Annotated in this window: 18 protein-coding genes; 1 reads left to right on the forward strand and 17 read right to left on the reverse strand. The window is 71.8% G+C overall.

Translation table 11 applies throughout. The features are described from left to right. Window positions 1-193: 193 nt before the first annotated feature. From pyk to fmt, 17 genes are all read right to left on the reverse strand, one after another. Window positions 194-1,639, reverse strand: a complete 1,446-nt coding sequence (gene pyk, locus ACRQ4C_RS09720; RefSeq protein WP_058727235.1) for a pyruvate kinase — start codon at window positions 1,637-1,639, stop codon at window positions 194-196. A gap of 118 nt (window positions 1,640-1,757) precedes the next feature. Then, window positions 1,758-3,215: a glutamate synthase subunit beta gene (locus ACRQ4C_RS09725; RefSeq protein ID WP_439688526.1), complete on the reverse strand. Its 1,458-nt coding sequence runs from the start codon at window positions 3,213-3,215 to the stop codon at window positions 1,758-1,760. A 53-nt stretch (window positions 3,216-3,268) separates the two neighbouring features. Then, the gene (gene gltB / locus ACRQ4C_RS09730) at window positions 3,269-7,876 is read right to left on the reverse strand and encodes a glutamate synthase large subunit (RefSeq protein ID WP_439688527.1); all 4,608 of its coding nucleotides are present in this window, start codon (window positions 7,874-7,876) and stop codon (window positions 3,269-3,271) included. 203 nt (window positions 7,877-8,079) lie between these two features. Then, window positions 8,080-9,063 carry a prolipoprotein diacylglyceryl transferase gene (gene lgt / locus ACRQ4C_RS09735; RefSeq protein ID WP_290131637.1) on the reverse strand — a complete coding sequence of 328 codons (984 nt, stop codon included), beginning with the start codon at window positions 9,061-9,063 and terminating at the stop codon, window positions 8,080-8,082. 214 nt (window positions 9,064-9,277) lie between these two features. Then, complete coding sequence (trpA, locus tag ACRQ4C_RS09740) at window positions 9,278-10,078, reverse strand: tryptophan synthase subunit alpha (protein WP_439688528.1); 801 nt, start codon at window positions 10,076-10,078, stop codon at window positions 9,278-9,280. Then, on the reverse strand, window positions 10,075-11,289 hold the full coding sequence (gene trpB, locus ACRQ4C_RS09745) for a tryptophan synthase subunit beta (RefSeq protein ID WP_439688529.1): 1,215 nt from the start codon (window positions 11,287-11,289) through the stop codon (window positions 10,075-10,077). Before trpB ends, trpA begins: the two co-directional genes overlap by 4 nt. 112 nt (window positions 11,290-11,401) lie before the next feature. Further along, window positions 11,402-12,184: an indole-3-glycerol phosphate synthase TrpC gene (gene trpC, locus ACRQ4C_RS09750; RefSeq protein ID WP_439690890.1), complete on the reverse strand. Its 783-nt coding sequence runs from the start codon at window positions 12,182-12,184 to the stop codon at window positions 11,402-11,404. 16 nt (window positions 12,185-12,200) lie between these two features. Continuing rightward, window positions 12,201-12,440 (reverse strand): HGxxPAAW family protein, encoded by a 240-nt coding sequence (locus ACRQ4C_RS09755; RefSeq protein WP_412880880.1) that lies wholly within the window; start codon window positions 12,438-12,440, stop codon window positions 12,201-12,203. After that, on the reverse strand, window positions 12,427-13,179 hold the full coding sequence (locus tag ACRQ4C_RS09760; RefSeq protein ID WP_290131633.1) for a Trp biosynthesis-associated membrane protein: 753 nt from the start codon (window positions 13,177-13,179) through the stop codon (window positions 12,427-12,429). The genes ACRQ4C_RS09755 and ACRQ4C_RS09760 overlap by 14 nt, the downstream gene beginning before the upstream one ends. Further along, window positions 13,176-14,705: an anthranilate synthase component I gene (locus ACRQ4C_RS09765; RefSeq protein WP_439688530.1), complete on the reverse strand. Its 1,530-nt coding sequence runs from the start codon at window positions 14,703-14,705 to the stop codon at window positions 13,176-13,178. Before ACRQ4C_RS09765 ends, ACRQ4C_RS09760 begins: the two co-directional genes overlap by 4 nt. Then, complete coding sequence (gene hisI / locus ACRQ4C_RS09770) at window positions 14,702-15,085, reverse strand: phosphoribosyl-AMP cyclohydrolase (RefSeq protein ID WP_400414356.1); 384 nt, start codon at window positions 15,083-15,085, stop codon at window positions 14,702-14,704. The genes ACRQ4C_RS09765 and hisI overlap by 4 nt, the downstream gene beginning before the upstream one ends. Window positions 15,086-15,194: 109 nt before the next feature. Beyond that, entirely contained in the window at window positions 15,195-15,989 is a 795-nt protein-coding gene (hisF, locus tag ACRQ4C_RS09775; protein ID WP_439688531.1) for an imidazole glycerol phosphate synthase subunit HisF, read from the reverse strand. An 8-nt stretch (window positions 15,990-15,997) separates the two neighbouring features. Then, the gene (hisG, locus tag ACRQ4C_RS09780) at window positions 15,998-16,837 is read right to left on the reverse strand and encodes an ATP phosphoribosyltransferase (protein WP_290131630.1); all 840 of its coding nucleotides are present in this window, start codon (window positions 16,835-16,837) and stop codon (window positions 15,998-16,000) included. Window positions 16,838-16,911: 74 nt separating this feature from the next. Next, window positions 16,912-17,175 (reverse strand): phosphoribosyl-ATP diphosphatase, encoded by a 264-nt coding sequence (locus ACRQ4C_RS09785; protein ID WP_058726551.1) that lies wholly within the window; start codon window positions 17,173-17,175, stop codon window positions 16,912-16,914. Between the two features lie 80 nt (window positions 17,176-17,255). Beyond that, window positions 17,256-17,915, reverse strand: a complete 660-nt coding sequence (rpe, locus tag ACRQ4C_RS09790; RefSeq protein WP_290131629.1) for a ribulose-phosphate 3-epimerase — start codon at window positions 17,913-17,915, stop codon at window positions 17,256-17,258. Between the two features lie 212 nt (window positions 17,916-18,127). Then, complete coding sequence (locus ACRQ4C_RS09795; protein ID WP_439688532.1) at window positions 18,128-19,660, reverse strand: RsmB/NOP family class I SAM-dependent RNA methyltransferase; 1,533 nt, start codon at window positions 19,658-19,660, stop codon at window positions 18,128-18,130. Next, window positions 19,657-20,592, reverse strand: a complete 936-nt coding sequence (gene fmt / locus ACRQ4C_RS09800) for a methionyl-tRNA formyltransferase (protein ID WP_439688533.1) — start codon at window positions 20,590-20,592, stop codon at window positions 19,657-19,659. Before fmt ends, ACRQ4C_RS09795 begins: the two co-directional genes overlap by 4 nt. A gap of 196 nt (window positions 20,593-20,788) precedes the next feature. On the opposite strand from fmt, the gene ACRQ4C_RS09805 reads away from it, so the two are divergent. Beyond that, a complete protein-coding gene (locus ACRQ4C_RS09805) occupies window positions 20,789-21,244 on the forward strand; it encodes a DUF4383 domain-containing protein (RefSeq protein WP_439688534.1) in 456 nt (151 codons plus the stop codon). The last annotated feature ends 69 nt before the right edge of the window (window positions 21,245-21,313 follow it).

A 21,313-nucleotide genomic window follows, 5' to 3' on the forward strand; every position in this document is an offset into this window, starting at 1 on the left:
GTCGTCGGGGCGGGTGCGGGATGGACGCGACGCGCGTCGTCGGCGCAGGTGGGGGCGCGACGCGACGTGCGTCGTCGGCGCAGGTGCGGAGCGGGACGCGACAGGGCGCGGACCGGAGGCCGTGCGGATCACCCGCACCGTGCCTCCCGTCCGCGCCCTGTCCAGACTCGACCGGTGTCTGACGCGACCGGTGTCAGTCGCGCACGTAGGCCGGGGCTGCCTCGGCGTGCGCGTCCCCGACACGGTGCACCCGGAGGTCGTTCGTCGACCCCTCGATGCCGGGAGGCGAACCCGCCGTCACGACGACGCGGTCGCCCGGCGCGGCGAGACCGTGCTCGAGGAGGACGTCGTCGACCTGCGAGAACAGCTCGTCGGTGTGGGTCTTCCGGTCGACGAGGAACGAGCGCACGCCCCAGGTGAGCGCCATGCGGCGGCGCGTGGCCTCGTTCGGGGTGAAGGCGATGATCGGCAGGCCGTGACGCAGGCGCGACATGCGACGAGCCGAGTCGCCGGACTCGGTGAACACGCAGAGGTACGACGCCTCGGTGAACTCCGCGATCTCGACGGCCGCGAGGGTGATCGCACCCCCGAGCGTGCGGGGCTTCGTGCCGAGCGGGGCGATGCGCTCGAGGCCGTGGTCCTCGGTGGACTCGACGATGCGGGCCATGGTGCGGACCGTCTGCACCGGGTACTCGCCGACGCTGGTCTCGCCCGAGAGCATCACCGCGTCCGCGCCGTCGAGGACCGCGTTCGCGACGTCGGACGTCTCGGCGCGGGTCGGGATCGGCGACGAGATCATCGACTCGAGCATCTGCGTCGCGACGATGACCGGCTTCGCCATGCGGCGGGCGAGCTCGACCGCGCGCTTCTGCACGATCGGCACGGCCTCGAGCGGGAGCTCCACGCCGAGGTCACCGCGGGCGACCATGATGCTGTCGAAGGCGTCGATGATCTCCTCGAGCGCGTCGACGGCCTGCGGCTTCTCGATCTTCGCGATGACCGGGAGGCGCTTGCCCTCCTCGTCCATGATCTCGTGGGCGCGCTGCACGTCGGCGGCGTTCCGGACGAAGGACAGCGCGATGAGGTCGGCGCCCTGGCGGATCGCCCAGCGGAGGTCGGCCTCGTCCTTCTCGCTCAGCGCGGGGACGTTGACGGCGACACCCGGGAGGTTGATGCCCTTGTTGTTCGACACCGTGCCGGCGACGACGACCTCGGTCCGGACGCGGACCCCGTCGGTGTCGAGCACGCGCAGCCGCACGCGGCCGTCGTCGATGAGGAGTGGATCGCCGGGCTTGACGTCCTGCGGCAGGCCCTTGAAGGTCGTCCCGCAGATCTCCTTCGAGCCGGGGACGTCCTCGGTCGTGATCGTGAAGACGTCTCCGACCGCGAGCTCGTGGGGGCCGTCGGCGAACTTCGCCAGGCGGATCTTCGGGCCCTGCAGGTCGACGAGGATCGCGACGGGCTTGCCGAGCTCCTCGGCGGCGCGACGGACGTTCTCGTAGTTGGCCTCGTGGACGCTGTAGTCACCGTGGCTGAGGTTGAGTCGGGCGACGTCGACGCCCGCCTCGATGATCTCCTTGACGGTCTCGTACTCCGACGTTGCCGGTCCGAGCGTCGAAACGATCTTTGCGCGTCTCAATGGATTCCTTCTGGTGGTGGATGGTGCTTGGGTTTCCGCGCTGTGGGGCCGCGCGGAACGAAGCGAGGCCACCAGCACCCTACCGAGTGCCGGTGGCCCGTCGCTCACTCGTCGTGCATCAGACGGTGATCGCGCGGTCGGTCGCCTTGACCGGCGCCGGCAGGATCGTCGAGCCCTCGAGGTACTCGTCGACCTTCGCGGCGGCGGCACGGCCCTCGGCGATCGCCCAAACGATCAGCGACTGCCCGCGACCGGCGTCCCCGGCGACGAAGACGCCCGGCTCGTTGGTGGAGTAGTCGGCCTCGCGGGCGAGCGCTCCGGACGGCGCGGTGGGCAGCCCGAGCTGGGGCTCGATGGTGTCGGTCTCCGGCCCGGTGAAGCCCATGGCGATGAGGACGAGGTCGGCGGGGATCTCGCGCTCGGTGCCGGCCTTCGGGACCCGTCGGCCGTCGAGGTACTCGGTCTCGGCGACACGGAGGGCACGGACCTCGCCGGCCTCGTTGCCGAGGAACTCGACGGTGGAGGCGAGGAAGTGCCGCTCGCCGCCCTCCTCGTGGGCGCTCGTGACCTCGAACACGGTCGGGAACATCGGCCACGGCTGCTCGGACGGACGTTCGAGCGGCGGCTGCTTGCCGATCGCCAGGTTCGTCACGCTGAGGGCGCCCTGCCGGTGTGCGGTGCCGATGCAGTCCGCCCCCGTGTCACCGCCGCCGATCACGACGACGTGCTTGCCCTCGGCCGTGGTCTGGTTGTCGACGGTCGTGCCGGCGTTCGTCTTGTTCTGCTGGACGAGGTAGTCCATCGCGTAGTGGACGCCCGCGAGGTCGCGCCCCGGGATCGGCAGGTCGCGCGGGACCATCGCCCCGGTCGCCACCACGACGGCGTCGTAGCGGGACTTCAGGTCGTCCCAGGTGATGTCGCGCCCGATCTCGACACCCGCGCGGAAGCGTGTGCCCTCGGCCTGCATCTGGGCGAGACGCGCGTCGATCTGGCGCTTCTCCATCTTGAAGTCCGGGATGCCGTAGCGGAGCAGGCCGCCGATCCGGTCGTCGCGCTCGTACACCGCGACCGTGTGGCCGGCGCGGGTCAGCTGCTGCGCGGCCGCGAGCCCGGCCGGACCGGAGCCGACGACCGCGACGGTCTTGCCCGTCAGGCGCTCGGGCGGGTGCGGCGTGACCCAGCCGTTCTGGAACGCCTCGTCGATGATCGAGACCTCGACCTGCTTGATCGTCACCGGGGGCTGGTTGATGCCGAGCACGCAGGACGCCTCGCACGGCGCCGGGCAGAGCCGACCCGTGAACTCCGGGAAGTTGTTCGTGGCGTGCAGCCGCTCGATCGCCTGCCGACCCTCGCCGCGCCAGGTGAGGTCGTTCCACTCCGGGATGAGGTTGCCGAGCGGGCAGCCCTGGTGGCAGAACGGCACGCCGCAGTCCATGCAACGGCCGGCCTGGCGCTTGAGTGCGCCGGACTCCTGCTGCTCGTAGACCTCTTTCCAGTCCATGAGCCGCACGGGGACGGGGCGTCGCTGCGGGAGCTCGCGCTCCTGCACCTTCAAGAAGCCCTTCGGGTCAGCCATTGGTCGCCTCCGTGGTGTTCGTGTACGCAGCCGGTTCCACCATCCGCGCCCGGTCAGCCATTGGTCGCCTCCAAGATGCGGTTCCAGACGATGTCGCCGTCGGGGTCGAGCCCTTCTTCCACGGCCTGTTGCCGGGTTGCGAGGACCGCCGCGTAGTCGCGCGGCAGGACCTTCACGAAGCCGCTGAGGTCACCGGACTCGAGCAGTTCCGCCGCGACCGTCGACCCCGTCTCATCGCGGTGTCGCTCGAGCAGGTCGGTGACGATCTCGACGTCGGCGCTGTCGAGCGGCCCGAGACGCAGCTCCCCGCTCGCGAGGGCGTCCTGGTTGACGTCCTCGTCGCGGAGGCCCAGCACGTACGCGGTTCCGCCCGACATGCCGGCACCGAGGTTCCGCCCGGTCTCGCCGAGGATGAGCGCCAGCCCACCGGTCATGTACTCGAGTGCGTGGTCTCCCACACCCTCGACCACCGCGGTCGCCCCGGAGTTGCGGACCAGGAAGCGCTCTCCCACGATCCCGCGGATGAACATGCTGCCCTGGGTCGCGCCGTACCCGATGACGTTGCCGGCGATGACGTTCTCGGCCGCGTCGAACGCGGACTCGTCGTCGGGGCGGACGATGACCTCGCCGCCGGAGAGGCCCTTGCCGACGTAGTCGTTGCTGTCGCCCACCAGCCGGAGCGTCACGCCCGCGGGCAGGAACGCGCCGAGCGACTGCCCCGCCGAGCCGCGCAGGGTGATGTCGATCGAGCCCGCCGGCAACCCGTGCTCGCCGTGGCGGAGGGTCACCTCGTGCCCGAGCATCGTCCCGACCGCGCGCTCCGTGTTGCGGATCGGCAGGTCGAGCGCGACCGAGCCCCCGTGCTCGAGCACGTCGGCGGTGCGCTGGATCAGCTCGACGTCGAAGTGCTCGTCGAGTTCGTGGTCCTGCTCGCGGTGGTGTCGGCGTGGCTCGTCCGCCTCGAACGTCGGACCCTGCAGCACCGGACCGAGGTCGAGACCGGAGGCCTTCCAGTGCTGGACGGCGCGGTCGACGTCGAGCACGTCTGCCTGGCCGATCGCCTCGTCGAGCGACCGGAACCCGAGTTCGGCGAGGAGCTCGCGGACCTCCTGAGCGATGAACTCGAAGAAGTTCACGACGTACTCGGCCTTGCCGGAGAACCGGGCGCGGAGCTCCGGGTTCTGCGTCGCGACGCCGACGGGGCACGTGTCGAGGTGGCACACCCGCATGAGGATGCAGCCCTCGACGACGAGCGGAGCGGTCGCGAAGCCGTACTCCTCGGCGCCGAGCAGCGCGGCCACGACGACGTCGCGCCCGGTCTTCATCTGCCCGTCGACCTGCACCACGACGCGGTCGCGCATGCCGTTGAGCATGAGCGTCTGCTGGGTCTCGGCGAGGCCGATCTCCCACGGGGTACCGGCGTGCTTCAGCGAGTTGAGCGGCGAGGCGCCGGTCCCACCGTCGTGGCCGGACACGAGGACGACGTCGGCGAGGGCCTTCGTCACCCCGGCCGCGACCGCGCCGATGCCGGACTGGCTCACGAGCTTGACGTGCACGCGCGCGGACGGGTTCGCCCGCTTCACGTCGAAGATCAGCTGCTTGAGGTCCTCGATGGAGTAGATGTCGTGGTGCGGCGGCGGCGAGATGAGCCCGACACCGGCGGTCGCGTGCCGGGTGCGGGCGACCCACGGGTAGACCTTCTGCGGAGGCAGCTGCCCGCCCTCGCCGGGCTTGGCGCCCTGGGCCATCTTCAGCTGGATGTCCGTGGCGTGCGTCAGGTACATGCTCGTCACGCCGAAGCGGCCGGACGCGACCTGCTTGATCGCACTCCGACGCTCGGGGTCGAGCAGACGCTCGACGTCCTCGCCGCCCTCACCCGTGTTCGACCGGGCACCGAGACGGTTCATCGCGATCGCGAGGGTCTCGTGGGCCTCCTGCGAGATCGAGCCGTACGACATGGCGCCCGTGTTGAACCGCTTCACGATCGACTCGATCGGCTCGACCTCGTCGAGCGGCACCGGCTGGCGGGCGCCGTCCTTGAAGCGGAACAGCCCGCGGAGCGTCATCAGCGCCTCGGACTGGTCGTCCACGGCCTTCGAGTACTCGCGGAAGATGTCGTAGCGGCGGGCGCGCGTGGCGTGCTGCAGGCGGAACACCGTGTCCGGGTTGAAGAGGTGCGGCGGGCCCTCGCGTCGCCACTGGTACTCGCCGCCGGTCTGCAGCCGCTCGTGCGAGAGCACCGCGCCGTCCTGCGGGTAGGCCTGGGCGTGCCGCTCGGCGTTCTCGCGGGCGATCACGTCGACGTCGACGCCGCCGAGGATCGATGACGTGCCGGTGAAGTACCGGTCGACGAACTCCTGGGACAGACCGACCGCCTCGAACGCCTGGGCGCCCGCGTAGCTCGACACCGTCGAGATGCCCATCTTGGACATGATCTTCAGCACGCCCTTGCCGAGCGCCTTGATGACGTTCCGGACGGCCTGCTCGGGCGTGATGCCCGTGATCATCCCGGCGCGGACGAGGTTCTCGCACGTCTCCATCGCGAGGTACGGGTTGATCGCCGAGGCGCCGTAGCCGATCAGGGTGGCCACGTGGTGCACCTCGCGCACGTCGCCGGCCTCGACGATCAGGCCGACCTTCATGCGCTGCTCGGTGCGGATCAGGTGGTGGTGCACGGCAGCGAGCAGCAGGAGGCTCGGGACCGGGGCGTTCTCGGCGTTGCCGTCGCGGTCGGACAGCACGATGAACTGCTTGCCCGACTCGATGGCGGCGTCGACCTCGGCACAGACCGCGTCGATGCGCTTCTGCATCGCGGCCTCGCCGTCGTCGACCCGGTAGAGGCCCTTGATCGTGACGGTGAGGTGCCGTCCCGACGCGGTCTCGAAGTGCTGGATCTTCGCGAGCTCGTCGTTGTCGATGACCGGGAAGCCGAGCACGATCTGCTTCGCGTGCTCCGGGCCGGCGGACAGGAGGTTGCGCTCCGGACCGAGACCCATGCCCATCGAGGTGATGACCTGCTCGCGGATGGAGTCGAGCGGCGGGTTCGTCACCTGCGCGAACTGCTGCGTGAAGTAGTCGAAGAGCAGCCGCGGCCGCTGGGAGAGGACCGCGATGGGCGTGTCCGAACCCATCGCACCGAGCGGCTCCGCGCCGGTCTGGGCCATCGGGCGGAGGAGGATCCGCACTTCTTCCTCGGTGTAGCCGAACGCTCGCTGCCGTCGGGTCACCGAGGCCGGCGTGTGCACGATGTGCTCGCGCTCCGGCAGGTCCGCGAGGTTGATCCGACCGGACTCGAGCCACTCGCTCCACGGGCCCGACCCGGCGAGCGACCGCTTGACCTCGTCGTCCTCGATGATGCGACCGGCCTCGGTGTCGACCAGGAACATCCGACCAGGACGCAGGCGGCCCTTGCGGACGACCTTCGCGGCCGGGACGTCGATGACGCCCGTCTCGGAGCCCATGACGATGAGTCCGTCGTCGGTGACGAGGAACCGACCCGGACGCAGGCCGTTCCGGTCGAGCGTCGCGCCGACGAGCGTGCCGTCGGTGAAGGTGATCGCGGCGGGGCCGTCCCACGGCTCCATGAGCATCGAGTGGTACTCGTAGAAGGCACGGAGCTCGGGGTCCATGCCGGTCTGGTTCTCCCAGGCCTCCGGCACCATCATCGACACCGCGTGCGGCAGCGACCGACCGGTCAGGCTGAGGAGTTCGAGGACCTCGTCGAACGAGGCCGAGTCACTCGCGCCGGGGCTGACGATCGGCAGCAGCGGCGCCATGTCCCCGAGCAGCTCGCTCTGGAGCTGCGACTGCCGCGCCCGCATCCAGTTGCGGTTGCCGCGGACGGTGTTGATCTCGCCGTTGTGCGCGAGCGTGCGGAACGGCTGCGCGAGCGGCCACGACGGGAAGGTGTTCGTGGAGTACCGCGAGTGCACGATCGCGAGCTTCGACGCGAAGCGCTCGTCGCTGAGGTCCGGGTAGAACGGCTCGAGCTGCAGCGTCGTGACCATGCCCTTGTAGACCATGGTCCGGCTCGACAGCGACATGAAGTAGACCTCCACGTCGTGCTCGGCACGCTTGCGGAGGCGGAACGCCTGGCGGTCGAGGGCGATCCCGTTCCAGGCAGCACCGTGCACGTCGTGCCGGTTCGACGCGACGAACAGCTGGGCGAACGCGGGCATGGCGGCACGGGCGAGCGTGCCGAGGACCTCCGGACGCACCGGGACCTCCCGCCAGCCGAGGACACGCAGGCCCTCTTCGCGTGCGATCCGCTCGACGGCGCCCTGCACACGGTGGCGGTCGTCCTCGTCGAGGGGCAGGTAGGCGGTCCCGACGGCGTACTCCCCCGCCGCGGGCAGGTCGAACGACACCTCGTCACGCAGGAAGGCGTCCGGCACCTGGCAGAGGATGCCCGCACCGTCGCCGGTCCCGGCGTCCGACCCGACGGCACCGCGGTGCTCGAGGTTGCGGAGCGCACCGAGGGCGGCGTCGACGATGTCGTGCCCGGCGGTGCCGCGGAGCGTCGCGACCATCGCGAGCCCGCAGGCGTCCTTCTCGTTCGCCGGGTCGTACATGCCGGTGGCGTCGGGGACGGCCGAGAACCGGCGGTGCGGGGGCAGGAGCGACGACGCGGTGCTGCGCGTCTGGTCTGGCTGGTGCGCCATGGGGAACCGTCCTCACGAGGATGGGAACAGGGACAGCGGTGGCCCGGTGGTGCGTTCCGCCCGGACGGGCGGGACAGGTGCCCGTCCGTACCGACGGCGGGTTGCCCCGTCGGCACGGGTGGTGTGGAGCCCGGTTCGTGGCGGGCGGTGGTCGGTCGGCGTCCGGTCCGGGGCGCTCGGAGCTCGCTGCGGGGCGCCGAGCGCTAGGACCGGGTGGTGCCGACCGGGTCGGCGGCGACGGCTGCAGGCTCGTCGTCGTGCTCCGACCAGGTGTCGTCCGAGTCTACATCGGCGCGTGCGTCGGGCCCGCGACCGGGCAGGTACGGCGAGGGCTCCTTGCCGGTGTGTCGCCGCGACTGCACGAGGAAGATGACGATGCCGAGCAGGACCGCCGCGAGGGCCATCCAGACGTTCGTGCGGACACCGAAGAAGGTCTCGCTCGTGTCGACACGGATCGACTCGAGGACCGAGCGGCCCGCGCCGTACCAGATCAGGTAGAGCGCCATGACCTTGCCCCACTGCAGCGTGAACTTCCGCGCGAGGAAGAGGATGACGAGCACGCCGAGGACGTTCCAGATGATCTCGTAGAGGAACGTCGGCTGGAAGAGGGTGCCCTCCGGCAGGCCCTTCGGGTACGCGGCGTTGGTCGACTCGATCTCGAGGCCCCACGGCAGGCTCGTCGGCATGCCGAACAGCTCGTGGTTGAAGTAGTTGCCGAAGCGTCCGAACGCCTGCGCGAGCAGCACACCCGGCGCGATCGCGTCGATGAAGGTCGTGAAGCGGAGGCCGACCTGGCGGCAGCCGATGAACGCGCCGACGGATCCGAGGATGAGCGCGCCGAAGATGGCGAGCCCGCCCTCCCAGATGTAGAGGAACGACCACGGGTCGCGCCCGGGCCCGAAGTAGTCGCTGACGTGGGTGAACACGTGGAAGAGGCGGCCACCGATGATGCCGGCGGGGACGGCCCAGATCGCGATGTCGATGATGATCCACCGCTCGACACCGCGGGCGTTCAGCCGGTGGTTCGCCATCACGACGGCGACGACGATGCCGATGAGGATGCAGATCGCGTACGCGTGGATGCGGAAGTCGAGCGGCAACGACCAGCCGAACGCGTCGCGGAGCCAGGCGGTCACGTCGAAGTACTGCCAGGCGGTGCTCGGGCTCGGGATGCTCAGGAGGGGCATGGAGGTGCGGTCGCCTTTCGGTGCTTGCTGGCCTGGCCGCCGTCCGGCGCGGCCTCGATCACTGTAGCGCGGACCACCGGCCCGCCATGACCGTCGTGGACGGTCCTGTGGAAATCGTGACGGTCGGTGTCTTCCCTGGGGACGACCGACCGGAGGCCCGGATCACGTGACCGCGTCGCGCACGTGATCCGGGCCTCCAGGCAGGTGCCGTCCGTCAGCGGCGCTGCGCGCCGCTCGTGAGGTCCGCCGCGCGGTCGGCGACGCCCTGCACACCGAGGTCGGCGAGGGCACGGACGAACGCCGACCCGACGATCGCGCCGTCGGCGTACTCGAGGACTTCCGCGACCTGGTCGGCCGTCGAGATGCCGAGCCCGACGCACGTGCGCTCGACACCGGCGTCCCGCAGGCGCGACACGACGGTCCGCGCGGCGGCGTCGACCCCGACGCGCGCACCCGTCACACCCATGGTCGACACGGCGTACACGAAGCCGCGGCTCGACTCGACGGCCTGGTGCATGCGCGCGTCCGTCGAGGACGGCGCGGCGAGGAAGACACGGTCGAGGTGGGTGCGCTCCGAGGCGTCCATCCACTCGCGGGCCTCGTCCGGGATGAGGTCCGGCGTGATGAGCCCGGACGCACCGGCGGCGACCAGGTCGTCGGCGAAGCGGTCGACGCCGTAGCGCAGCACCGGGTTCCAGTACGTCATCACGAGCACCGGGACGTCGGCCCGACTCGTGATCTGGTCGACCGCGTCGAAGACCTGCGCCACACGGAAACCGTTCGCCAGGCTCTCCTCCGCGGCCCGCTGGATGACCGGGCCGTCCATCACCGGGTCGGAGTACGGCAGACCGAGCTCGATGACGTCCACGCCGTTATCGGCGAGGGCGACCGCCGCGTCGACGCTCGTCTGCACGTCCGGGAAGCCTGCGGGCAGGTAGCCGACGACGGCTCCGGCCCGCTCGGCGTTGGCGGCGTCGATGGTCGACGCGACCGAGGTGTTCGTGTTCGTGCTCACAGCTGCACCGCGTTCTCGTCGAGGATGCCGAAGTACCGGCTGGCGGAGGCCACGTCCTTGTCGCCGCGGCCGGACAGGTTGACCAGGATGACCCCGTCGGGGCCGAGTTCCTTGCCGAGCTTGATCGCACCGGCGAGGGCGTGTGACGACTCGATCGCGGGGAGGATGCCCTCGGTGCGGCTGAGGAGGCGGAAGGCCTCCATCGCCTCGGCGTCGGTGATCGGCTCGTACTTCGCGCGTCCGATCGCCGCGAGGTGCGCGTGCTGCGGTCCGACGCTCGGGTAGTCGAGCCCGGCGGAGATGCTGTGGCTCTCGATCGTCTGGCCGTCCTCGTCCTGCATGAGGTAGGACTTCGTGCCCTGGAGGACACCCGTCCGGCCGAGCGAGATGCTCGCGGCGTGGCGACCGGTCTCGATGCCGTCGCCACCGGCCTCGTAGCCGTACAGGGCGACGGACTCGTCGTCGAGGAAGGCGTCGAAGATGCCCATCGCGTTCGAACCGCCACCGACGCACGCGGCGACGGCGTCGGGCAGCCGGCCGACCTTGTCGAGCACCTGCTGCCGGGCCTCGTCCCCGATCACCTTGTGGAACTCACGGACCATCTCGGGGAACGGGTGCGGACCCGCGACCGTGCCGAGCAGGTAGTGCGTGTGCTCGACGTTCGCGACCCAGTCCCGAAGGGCGTCGTTGATGGCGTCCTTGAGCGTGCGGGAGCCGGTCTCCACGGGGATGACCTCCGCGCCGAGCAGCCGCATGCGTGCGACGTTCAGGGCCTGGCGCTCCGTGTCGACCGCGCCCATGTAGACGACGCAGTCCATGCCGAACAGCGCGGCGGCAGTGGCGGTCGCGACGCCGTGCTGCCCGGCGCCGGTCTCCGCGATGAGGCGGGTCTTGCCGAGCCGCTTCGCGACGAGCGCCTGGCCGAGCACGTTGTTGATCTTGTGCGAACCGGTGTGGTTGAGGTCCTCGCGCTTGAGGATGATCCGGGCACCGCCGGCGTGCTTCGCGAACCGGGGCACCTCGGTGATGATCGACGGGCGTCCGGTGTAGTCGCGCTGCAGGTCGTCGAGCTCCTGCCGGAACGCCGGGTCGGCCCAGGCCTCGCGGAAGGCCACCTCGAGCTCGTCGAGCGCCAGGACGAGGGACTCGGGGACGAACCGTCCGCCGAAGTCGCCGAAGTAGGGGCCGTGCTGATCGCGGAGCGAGGTCACGAGGTGCCTTCCGTGCGGGGTCCGGGACTGCCGGACCGGGTGGGTCGTTGCGGGGCCGGGGGTCGACGGTCCCCGGGAGCCGGACGTCGTCTCGGTGCCCGCCCGTCCGGTGTCAGGACCGGGCGGCGGCGATGAACGACGCGAGCGTGGCGGCGGGGTCGTCGCCCGTGACGAGCGCCTCCCCCACCAGGACGACGTCGGCACCGGCGGAACGGTAGTGCGCGACGTCGGCGGGACCGGCGACGGCGGACTCGGCGACGCGGACCACACCGTCGGGGATGCGGTCGGCGAGCGAGCCGAACAGGTCGCGGTCGAGCGAGAAGTCGGTGAGGTCCCGGGCATTGACGCCGAGGATGCGGGCACCGGCGTCGAGACCACGCGAGACCTCGTCGGCGGAGTGTGCCTCCACCAGCACGCGCATCCCGAGCTCCTCGGCCAGGCCGTGCAGCTCGACGAGCCGCGCCTGCTCGAGGGCCGCCACGATGAGCAGCACGACGTCGGCACCGGCAGCCCGCGCCTCGACGACCTGGTACGGGTCGGCGATGAAGTCCTTGCGCAGGACGGGCACGCCCACCCGGGCCTTGACGGCCTCGAGATCTGCCAGGCTGCCGAGGAACTTCCGGCCCTCGGTCAGGACGCTGATCGTGGACGCACCGCCACGTTCGTAATCCGCGGCGAGGGCGGCGGGGTCGGCGATCGGGGCCATCGAGCCGCGGGACGGGCTCGCACGCTTGACCTCGGCGAGGATCTTGACGTCGTCGCCGGGGGCGAGGAACGTCAGCGCGTCGAGGGGCGACGCCACCCGGTCGAGGTCGCGTTCGACGTCCGCGTAGGGACGGTCGGCGCGACGGGCGGCCGCGTCCTCGAGCGCGCCCGCGACGAGGGTCTCGAGCACGTTCGGCATGGTCGGACTACTCGCCGTGGTGCTTCGGGACGAACTTCGGGCCGTTGACGCCGTAGCCGGCCTTCGCCATGACGGCGCCGACGATGAGGCCGACGACCACGACCGCGGCGGAGATCCACACGCCGATCGGCTGGTCGAACCAGAAGAAGAGCGTCCCAGCCGCGAAACCGATCAGCATGATGACGACGGCCGTCCAGGCTGCCGGCGAGTGGCCCTCGCCGAGTTCTGCGGGCTCAGTGTTGCTCACGGTGCTCCTCGTTCTGCTCCGGCGTCGTCGGTCGATCGCCGTGTTCCAACCCTACCGCGTCGACCGTGGCGGTCCCGGCACGCTCGCCGTCGGCGGACGGCTTGCGGTCAGTGCCGTGCGGACCGTCGGCGGACGGGTCGGTCGGGTCCGTGCCGGCCGACAGGTCGTCCCAGTCGGTCACGGCATCGCGCTGCGTCGCGGTGGCACGTGCGTCCGCAGCCGCGCCCGCGGTCGCCGCGCCGTACTTGCGGCTCGGCCCCGGCCACGCGCGCTGCACGAACAGCACGACGATCCCGAGCACCACCGCCAGCACGCCGCCGGCGATCCCCACCGCGGGCCACGCCGTGACGTCCACCGAGGACACGACACGCCGGACACCGGCGAGGTCACTCACCCCCGCGACCTCGCCGATCGCCGCACGGGCGGACGCGACCGGGTCACGGAGCGCGGACGCCCCGGTGACCACGACGGCGACGCCGAGGAGCACCTCGACCACGGCGAGCACGACCCGCAGCACCCGTCCCGCGATCGTCAACGCGAGGAACAGCGCCAGGCTGGCGATCGCGAGCGCGGTGTACTGCGGCACGGTCTTCGACCCGTCGGCGGTCACGGTCGCGACCACGGCCGACCCCGCGCGCAGGTGCACCGTGAACCACGTCTGGGTCCACGACAGCATCACGACGCCGGCGACCAGCAGCCCGGCGACCACGACGAGCGGACGGGAGCGCCGGAGGGTCACGACCGCACCTCGCGCATCCGGTTCGCCGTCGCGACCGCGCGCAGCGGCGCCGCAGCCTTGTTGACGGTCTCCGTGTGCTCGGTCGCCGGTTCCGAGTCGGCGACGAGGCCGGCTCCGGCCTGCACCCGTGCGACGCCGTCCTGGATCATCGCGGTCCGGATGGCGATCGCGAGGTCGGCGTCACCCGCGAAGTCGAAGTAGCCCACGACCCCGGCGTACGCGCCCCGCTTGGCCGGCTCCAGCTCGTCGATGATCTCGAGCGCGCGCGGCTTCGGTGCCCCCGACAGCGTCCCGGCGGGGAACGTCGCCCGGAACACGTCGATCGCCGAGGCGTCCGGGCGCACGGCACCCTCGACGCTCGACACGAGGTGCATGATGTGGCTGAACCGCTCGACGGTCATGAACTCGGTCACCGCGACGGTGCCGGGCTCGCACACCTTCTGCAGGTCGTTGCGCGCGAGGTCCACGAGCATGAGGTGCTCCGCGCGCTCCTTCGGGTCCTCGAGGAGGTCCTCACCGAAGCGGACGTCCTCCTCCGGCGTCGCACCACGTGGGCGTGACCCGGCGATCGGGTGGGTGATCGCACGGCCGGCCTGCACCTTCACCAGTGCCTCCGGTGAAGCCCCGACGATCCAGAACGGGTCGTCGTGGGTGTCGCGGAGCGCGAGGAAGTACATGTACGGGCTCGGGTTCAGCGTCCGCAGGACGCGGTAGACGTCGAGCGGGTCCGCGGTGACCTCGTGGTCGAAGCGCTGCGAGATGACCACCTGGAAGACGTCGCCGTCGCGGATGAACTCCTTCGAGCGCTGCACCGCGGCCATGTACTCGTCCGGGGTCGACCGGTGTGAGGGGGTCGGTTCGGCGATGTCGAAGGCCTCGGCCACGGTCGCGACCGTCGGCTGGACGAGGTCGGCCTGCATCCGGTCGAGCCGGGCCTGGGCGTCCGACCACATCGCGTCGGCGTCGTCCTCACCGTCGTTGAGCACGCTCGCGACGAGCAGGACGAGCCCCGTGCGGTGGTCGAGCGCGGCCAGCTCGGACACGAACGCCAGGGCCTGCCCCGGCACGTCGAAGTCGGCCGCGGGCACGTTCGGTAGGTGTTCCAGCTGTCGGACGGCCTCCCACCCGATGAACCCGACGGTCCCGCCGACGAGCGGCGGCGTACCGGGGACGCGCGGGGTCGCCCACCGCTCGTGGAGCCGGGCGAGGACGTCGAGCGGCGCGCCGTCGAGCGAGTCGACCGCACGCGAGGCGGGGATGCCGGTGTCGATCCAGACGGCACGGTCGTCGTCCTGGGTGAGCACACCGAAGCTCCGCACGCCGACGAAGGACCAGCGCGACCACAGGCCGCCCTGCCCGGCGGACTCGAGCAGGAACGACCCCGGTCGGCCGTCGGCGAGCTTGCGGTAGACGCCGACCGGGGTCTCGCTGTCGGCGAAGAGCGCGCGGACCACGGGTACGACGCGGTGGTCGGCGAGGAGTCCGTCGAACTCCTCGCGCCGGGTGGAGTGCGGCTGGTCGGTCATCGGGAGGCCTCCGGAGCGGTCGCCGTGACGGGCGAGAGCGGATCGACGTCGAAGCAGGCGTGCGCGCCCGTGTGGCACGCGGCACCGACCTGCTGCACGGTCACGAGCAGGGTGTCGTCGTCGCAGTCGAGCGCCGCGGCACGCACGTACTGCGCGTGCCCGGAGGTGTCGCCCTTGCGCCAGTACTCCTGCCGCGAGCGGGACCAGAAGGTCACCCGCCCCTCGGTCAGGGTGCGGCGGAGGGCTTCCCGGTCCATGTACCCGAGCATGAGGACGTCCTTCGACGTTTCCTCCTGCACGATGGCGGGGAGCAGGCCGTCCGCACCGAATCGCACGCGGTCGAGGACCGCGTCGGTGCTGGCGCTGGTGCTGTCGGTCATGAGGTTCCTAGCCTACGGCGTGCCGCGGAGCGTCACGCGGGGTGTGGAGGATCGGACGGGAGGCCCGTGGCGACGCCGCCACGGGCCTCCCGTCCGTCAGCGGGTCGGCTCAGCGGACGAGTTCGCCCGCGGCGCGCAGCGCCGCCTTGACGTCGCCGATCGTCATCTCGCCGCGGTGGAAGACGCTCGCGGCGAGGACCGCGTCGGCTCCCGCCTCGACGGCCGGGGCGAAGTGGTCGAGGTGACCGGCGCCACCCGAGGCGATCACCGGGACCGACGCGACGGCGCGCACGGCGGCGACGAGCTCGAGGTCGAACCCGTTCTTCGTGCCGTCGGCGTCGATGGAGTTGACGAGGAGTTCCCCCGCACCGCGCTCCACCGCTTCGCGCGTCCATGCGATCGCGTCGAGGTCGGACTCGGTGCGACCGCCGTGCGTGGTGACCACGAAGCCGGACGGCATCCGGTCGGAACGCTTGATGTCGAGCGACAACACGACCGCCTGCGCGCCGAAGCGGTCGGCGATCTCGCCGACGAGCTCCGGGCGGGCGATCGCGGCGCTGTTCACACCGATCTTGTCGGCACCGCACTGCTGCAGGCGCGCGACGTCGTCGACGCTCCGGACGCCGCCGCCGACCGTGAGCGGGATGAAGACCTGCTCGGCCGTGCGGGTGACCGTGTCGTACATCGTCGCGCGGTTCTCGACCGTGGCACCGACGTCGAGGAACGTCAGCTCGTCCGCGCCCTGCTCGTAGTACCGGGCCGCGAGCTCGACGGGGTCGCCGGCATCCTGCAGGTCGAGGAAGTTCACGCCCTTCACGACGCGACCGCCCTGGACGTCGAGGCACGGGATCACACGGACCGCGACGCCACCCTCGCGAGCCGGGGTCCCCGAAGCACCGGACACCGCGGCGTTCACAAGCGTGCCGCGTGGATCGAGCTGACCAGGATCGCCCGGGCGCCGAGCTCGTACAGCGAGTCCATGATCTGGTTCATGTCCGAGCGCGGGATCATCACGCGCACCGCCGACCAGTCCCGACCGTGCAGGGGCGACACCGTCGGGGACTCCATGCCGGAGGCGATCGCGGTGGCGTCGGGCACGAGTGACGTCGGGATGTCGTAGTCGAGCATGACGTAGCCCCGCGCCACGAGGACGCCGTGCAGGCGTCGGCGGAGGACGTCGATGCCCGGGCGGGCCTCGTCGGTGGCGATGAGGACGGCGGTCGACTCGAGGATGACCGGCCCGAAGATCTCGAGCCCGGCCTGCCGCAGCGTGCTGCCCGTCGAGACCACGTCCGCGACGGCGTCGGCGACCCCGAGTCGGACCGCGCTCTCGACCGCGCCGTCGAGCTTCACGAGCGTCGCGGTGACACCGTGCTTCGCGAGGAAGTCGCCCACGAGGCCGGGGTAGCTCGTCGCCACCCGAACGCCCTCGAGGTCCTGGAGCGAACCGAACCGCCCCGGTGCCCCGGCGAACCGGAACGTCGAGCCGGCGAAGTCGAGCGCGTCGACCTCGTGCGCCTCGGACCCGGAGTCGAGCAGCAGGTCGCGGCCGGTGATGCCGACGTCGAGCGCGCCCGAGCCGACGTAGGTCGCGATGTCACGCGGACGGAGGAAGAAGAACTCGACCCCGTTCCGCTCGTCGATGAGGTGGAGCGCCTTCGGGTCGCGGCGACCGGCGTACCCGGCCTCCCGGAGCATCTCGGAGGCGGTCTCGGACAGTGAGCCCTTGTTGGGCACGGCGATGCGGAGCATCAGGGGTCTGCTTTCTGGAGGAGGTCGGTGACTGCTGTCAGGTGCGGACCACGCCCGTGGGCGCGGAGTGCGTCCTACAGATGTCGCCAGACGTCCGCCGGGGTGAGTCCCTTCGCGACCATGAGCACCTGGAGGTGGTAGATCAGCTGCGAGATCTCCTCCGAGGTGCGCTCGTCGCCCTCGTACTCGGCCGCCATCCAGACCTCGGCTGCCTCTTCCACGATCTTCTTGCCGATCTGGTGCACGCCGGCGTCCAGTTCGGCGACGGTGCCGGAGCCCTCGGGGCGCGTGCGCGCCTTCTCGGTCAGCTCCGCGAACAGGTCGTCGAACGTCTTCACGGGGACCAGGCTACCGTCCTGCGTCGCCTCGCCGACCGCACCGTCCGGACGGGAGGCACGGGTCGCGTCGTCCACGTCGGTCACGATCGGGCTGCTGCCGCGGCTCCGCGGAGGTCCGCGATGCGCTGCGCCGGCTCGCCGCCGTAGACGGCCGACCCCGCGACGAGCGTGTCGGCGCCGCTGCGGACCGCCTCGGGCACGGTGTCCACCGCGATGCCACCGTCCACCTCGAGCCAGACGTCGAGGCCGGAGGCGTCGACCGCGGCCCGTGCGTCCGCCAGCTTCGGCATCACGGACGGCATGAACGACTGGCCGCCGAACCCGGGCTCGACGGTCATGAGCAGGACCATGTCGTACGCGTCGAGGTGGTGGAGCACCTGCGTGATCGGGGTGCCGGGCTTCACCGCGACGGCGGCACGGGCGCCGTTCGACCGGATGGCCGCGGCGGTGGCGACCGGGTCGGTGGCTGCCTCGAAGTGGAACGTTACGCTGGACGCCCCGGTCTCGGCGTACTTCGGCGCCTCGGTGTCGGCGTCGGTGATCATGAGGTGCACGTCGAGCGGCACCGGGGAGACCTCCTGCAGGCGCTGCACGATCGGCAGGCCGAGCGTCAGGTTCGGCACGAAGTGGTTGTCCATCACGTCGACGTGCACCATGTCGGCGGTCTCGATGCGGTGGAGCTCCCGCTCGAGGTTCGCGAAGTCGGCGGACAGGATGCTCGGCGAGATGCGGATCGTCACCCGGCAACCCTACCGGCGGCCGTCGGACCGGGATGCTCGTGGAGCGACGCCGCTGTCGGACGACACCGTGGACGTCGCACGACGACGGACGTGTCGTTCGTCCTGCGCGCGCGAGGTCCGCGCGCGCAACGGACGACACCACCGACGTCGGACGACGGCGGACGTGTCGGTCCTCAGCGGTCGGCGCCCCCGGCGCCGGGCGGCTGCGCGCCTCAGCCCACGCGGCGGAACAGCGCGACGAACATGGCGTCGGTGCCGATCCGGTGCGGCCACAGCTGCGCGACCGCACCGTCCGCCACCTGCGGGTCCCGCACGGCCACCGACCGCACGATGCCCGCGGTGTCGAGCTGCTCGAGCACGCCGGGGTGGCGTTCGAGCACGGCGTCGACCTGACCGCGCGTCTCCGCGAGGTGCGGCGAACACGTGACGTACGCCAGGGTCCCGCCCGGCGCGAGGACGCGGACGGCAGCGTCGAGCAGCTCGGCCTGGAGCGCGGCGAGCTCCGGGACGTCCTCGGGCTGCTTGCGCCACCGCGCCTCGGGTCGACGTCGGAGCGCCCCGAGCCCGGTGCAGGGGGCGTCGAGCAGGACGCGGTCGTACTGCACGCCCGCACCGTCCCGACCGAAGCGTCGCCCGTCGCCCTCGACCACGGTCACGCCGTCGCCGAAGCCCGCGAGGGCCTTCCGCACGAGCCCGGCCCGCGCCGGTACGAGTTCGTTCGCGACGAGGTGCGCGCCGCCGACGGCTGCCTCCGCGGCGAGCAGCGCAGCCTTGCCCCCGGGCCCGGCGCACATGTCGAGCCACCGCTCCCCCGGTCGCACGGCGGACGACCGGCTGAGCGCGAGGGCGGCGAGCTGCGAGCCCTCGTCCTGCACGCGGAGTCGGCCGGCCGCGACTCCCGGCACGCGGGCGGGGTCACCGGACACGCCGCGGATGCCGGTGGGCGACACGGGGAGCAGGTCGGCGTCAGGCCGGACGGGAGGCACGGTGCCGGTCGCGTCGTCGGCCGCCGGTACATCGTCGGTCCCGTCCACCGCGCCGCCGCCGTCCACGGCAGCGCCGTCGATCGGGTCGGCCGCATCGCCGTGCGACCCGGTCGCGGTGGCGACGTCGTCGTCCGTCGCGAGCCCGGGGAGCGCCGCGAGCTGCACCCGCGGTGCGACGTTGTCGGCCGCGAGCAAGGCCGCGAGCTCGTCCCGGGACCGCTCGGCGGCGAGGGCGTCCCGCAGCGCCGACACGACCCACGTCGGGTGGGACCAGCGCGTCGCCAGGAGCGCATCGCCGCCGCGGCCCTCGGTGATCGCGGCGTCCCACTCGGCGTCGGTCCGCGCGGCGACCTTCCGCAGCACGGCGTTGACGAAGCCGGTGGCGCGGCGGGCGCCGACCTCGCGGGCGAGCTCGACCGTCGCGGAGACGGCGGCGTGCGTCGGGGTGCGCATGCCGAGCAGCTGGTGGGTGCCGAGGCGCATCACGTCGAGGACGTCGGCCTCGATGTTCTCGACCCGACGGCCGGACGCGATGCCGACGATCGCGTCGTAGCGGCCGAGCATCCGGATCGACCCGTAGGTGAGCTCGGTCGCGAACGCAGCGTCGCGCGCGGCGAGCCCGGCACGGCGGATCCGGGCGGGCAGCAGGAGGTTGGCGTACGCGTCGTCGACCTGCACGGCGCGGAGGACGTCGTACGCCACCCGCCGGGCCGACGTCGGACGCGGTCCCCGGCTGCGCTGAGCTCCGGCGGCGTTCATGCGAGGACCTTCCCGTCGAGCTGGCCGAGCCCCCGGGCCCAGGCTGCGGCGTCCATCGCCTTCTTGCCGGCGGGCTGCACCTCGGTGAGCACGAGCGGGTCGTCGGCCGTGCCGACCAGCAGCCGGCCGTCGACCAGGCCGAGCGCGCCGGGCGCGAGGTGCGGGGCGGAGGAGGGCGTGCCTCCCGGCTGCAGCGCGCTGCGGAGCAGCTTGACGCGCGTCTCGCCGAGGTGCGCGAACGCGCCGGGCTCCGGCGTGACGCCACGGATCCGTGCGTGGACGTGGACGGCGGGCTCGTCGAAGCGGACGTGCGCGTCCTCGGCCGTGGGCTTGGGTGCGAGGGTGACGTCGCCGGTCTGCTCGGTGGCGACCGCGGTGCCGGCCGCGAGGTCGTCGACGACCCGTGTGACGACCTCGGCACCGGTCTCCGCCATCGCGTCGAGGACGTCACCGCTCGTCGCGTCGGGGTCGATCGTGAACGGCTCCGACGCGTACACGGGGCCGGCGTCGAGGGCCTCGACGAGCTGGAACACCGTGGCGGCCGTGTCCGTATCGCCGGCCATCACCGCACGCTGGACGGGCGCGGCGCCGCGGTACGCCGGCAGGTCGGAGAAGTGCAGGTTCACCCAGCCGAGCCGCGGGGTGTCGAGCGCGGGACGGCGGAGGAGCGCGCCGTAGGCGACGATCACGCCGAGGTCAGGCTCCAGCGCGGCGAGCTCGGCCGTGACCGCGTCGTCGACCCGGGACGCCTCGATCACCGGCAGACCGAGTTCCGCGGCGACCTGCGCGACCGGCGTCGGCGTCAGGACCCGCTTGCGACCCTGCGGTGTCGCGGGGCGGGTGAGCACCGCGACGATCTCGTGGTCGGAACCCGCGAGTCGGCGGAGGGTGGGGACGGCCGCAGCGGGGCTGCCGGCGACGACGAGACGCATGGGGTCCATCGTCCCACGGCCGCGCAGGCGGACGTCACGCTCGTGCGGTGCGCGCGCGGCTGGTCACGACCACTGGTCGCGGAGGGTCGGCGGGGTCGACGAGTCTCCCACGCCGACGTGTCCCGGCTGCGCGGACGTGGAACGAGGCGTCCACCCGGTGCGTACGGTCGGGGACACGCCGAACCAGGGAGGCACCATGTCCGACGTCACCACGTCCACCGACCGCTATGCCGGCTCGAGCATCCAGAAGACCGCGCTCGTCGTCGGCATCGTGTTCCTGCTCGTCGGCATCGCCGGGTTCGTACCGGGGCTCACGTCGGGCGACCTCGCCGGGGCCGGCCACGGCTCGATGGCGATGCTGCTCGGGATCTTCCAGGTCTCGGTCCTGCACAACGTCGTGCACCTGCTGTTCGGGGTCGTGGGGCTGCTCGCGGCGCGCTACCCGACGGGCTCCCGGATGTACCTCGTCATCGGCGGGCTCGTCTACTTCGTGCTGTGGGTCTACGGCCTCTTCACCGCGGGCACGATGTCCGGCGCGAACTTCGTGCCGCTGAACTGGGCGGACAACTGGCTGCACCTCGTGCTCGCGGTCGGCATGGTGGCGCTCGGGATCGTGTTGCCGCGCGAGCGTCGGCGGCCGGTCGGGCCCTGACCGGGTCCGACAGGTCCGCCTCGTCCACGACGGCCCCGGGAGCGAGCAGCTCTCGGGGCCGTCGACGCG

This window comes from Curtobacterium sp. SP.BCp, assembly GCF_051903255.1.
In the GTDB taxonomy this organism is placed as follows: Bacteria; Actinomycetota; Actinomycetes; order Actinomycetales; family Microbacteriaceae; genus Curtobacterium.

Bases quoted from the DNA above. Each gene is read 5' to 3' on its own strand.
- ACRQ4C_RS09795 (WP_439688532.1), bottom strand. From the start codon at position 19,660: ATGAACGCCGCCGGAGCTCAGCGCAGCCGGGGACCGCGTCCGACGTCG.
- fmt (WP_439688533.1), bottom strand. From the start codon at position 20,592: ATGCGTCTCGTCGTCGCCGGCAGCCCCGCTGCGGCCGTCCCCACCCTC.
- ACRQ4C_RS09805 (WP_439688534.1), top strand. From the start codon at position 20,789: ATGTCCGACGTCACCACGTCCACCGACCGCTATGCCGGCTCGAGCATC.
- ACRQ4C_RS09725 (WP_439688526.1), bottom strand. From the start codon at position 3,215: ATGGCTGACCCGAAGGGCTTCTTGAAGGTGCAGGAGCGCGAGCTCCCG.
- lgt (WP_290131637.1), bottom strand. From the start codon at position 9,063: ATGCCCCTCCTGAGCATCCCGAGCCCGAGCACCGCCTGGCAGTACTTC.
- ACRQ4C_RS09765 (WP_439688530.1), bottom strand. From the start codon at position 14,705: ATGACCGACCAGCCGCACTCCACCCGGCGCGAGGAGTTCGACGGACTC.
- hisI (WP_400414356.1), bottom strand. From the start codon at position 15,085: ATGACCGACAGCACCAGCGCCAGCACCGACGCGGTCCTCGACCGCGTG.
- gltB (WP_439688527.1), bottom strand. From the start codon at position 7,876: ATGGCGCACCAGCCAGACCAGACGCGCAGCACCGCGTCGTCGCTCCTG.
- hisG (WP_290131630.1), bottom strand. From the start codon at position 16,837: ATGCTCCGCATCGCCGTGCCCAACAAGGGCTCACTGTCCGAGACCGCC.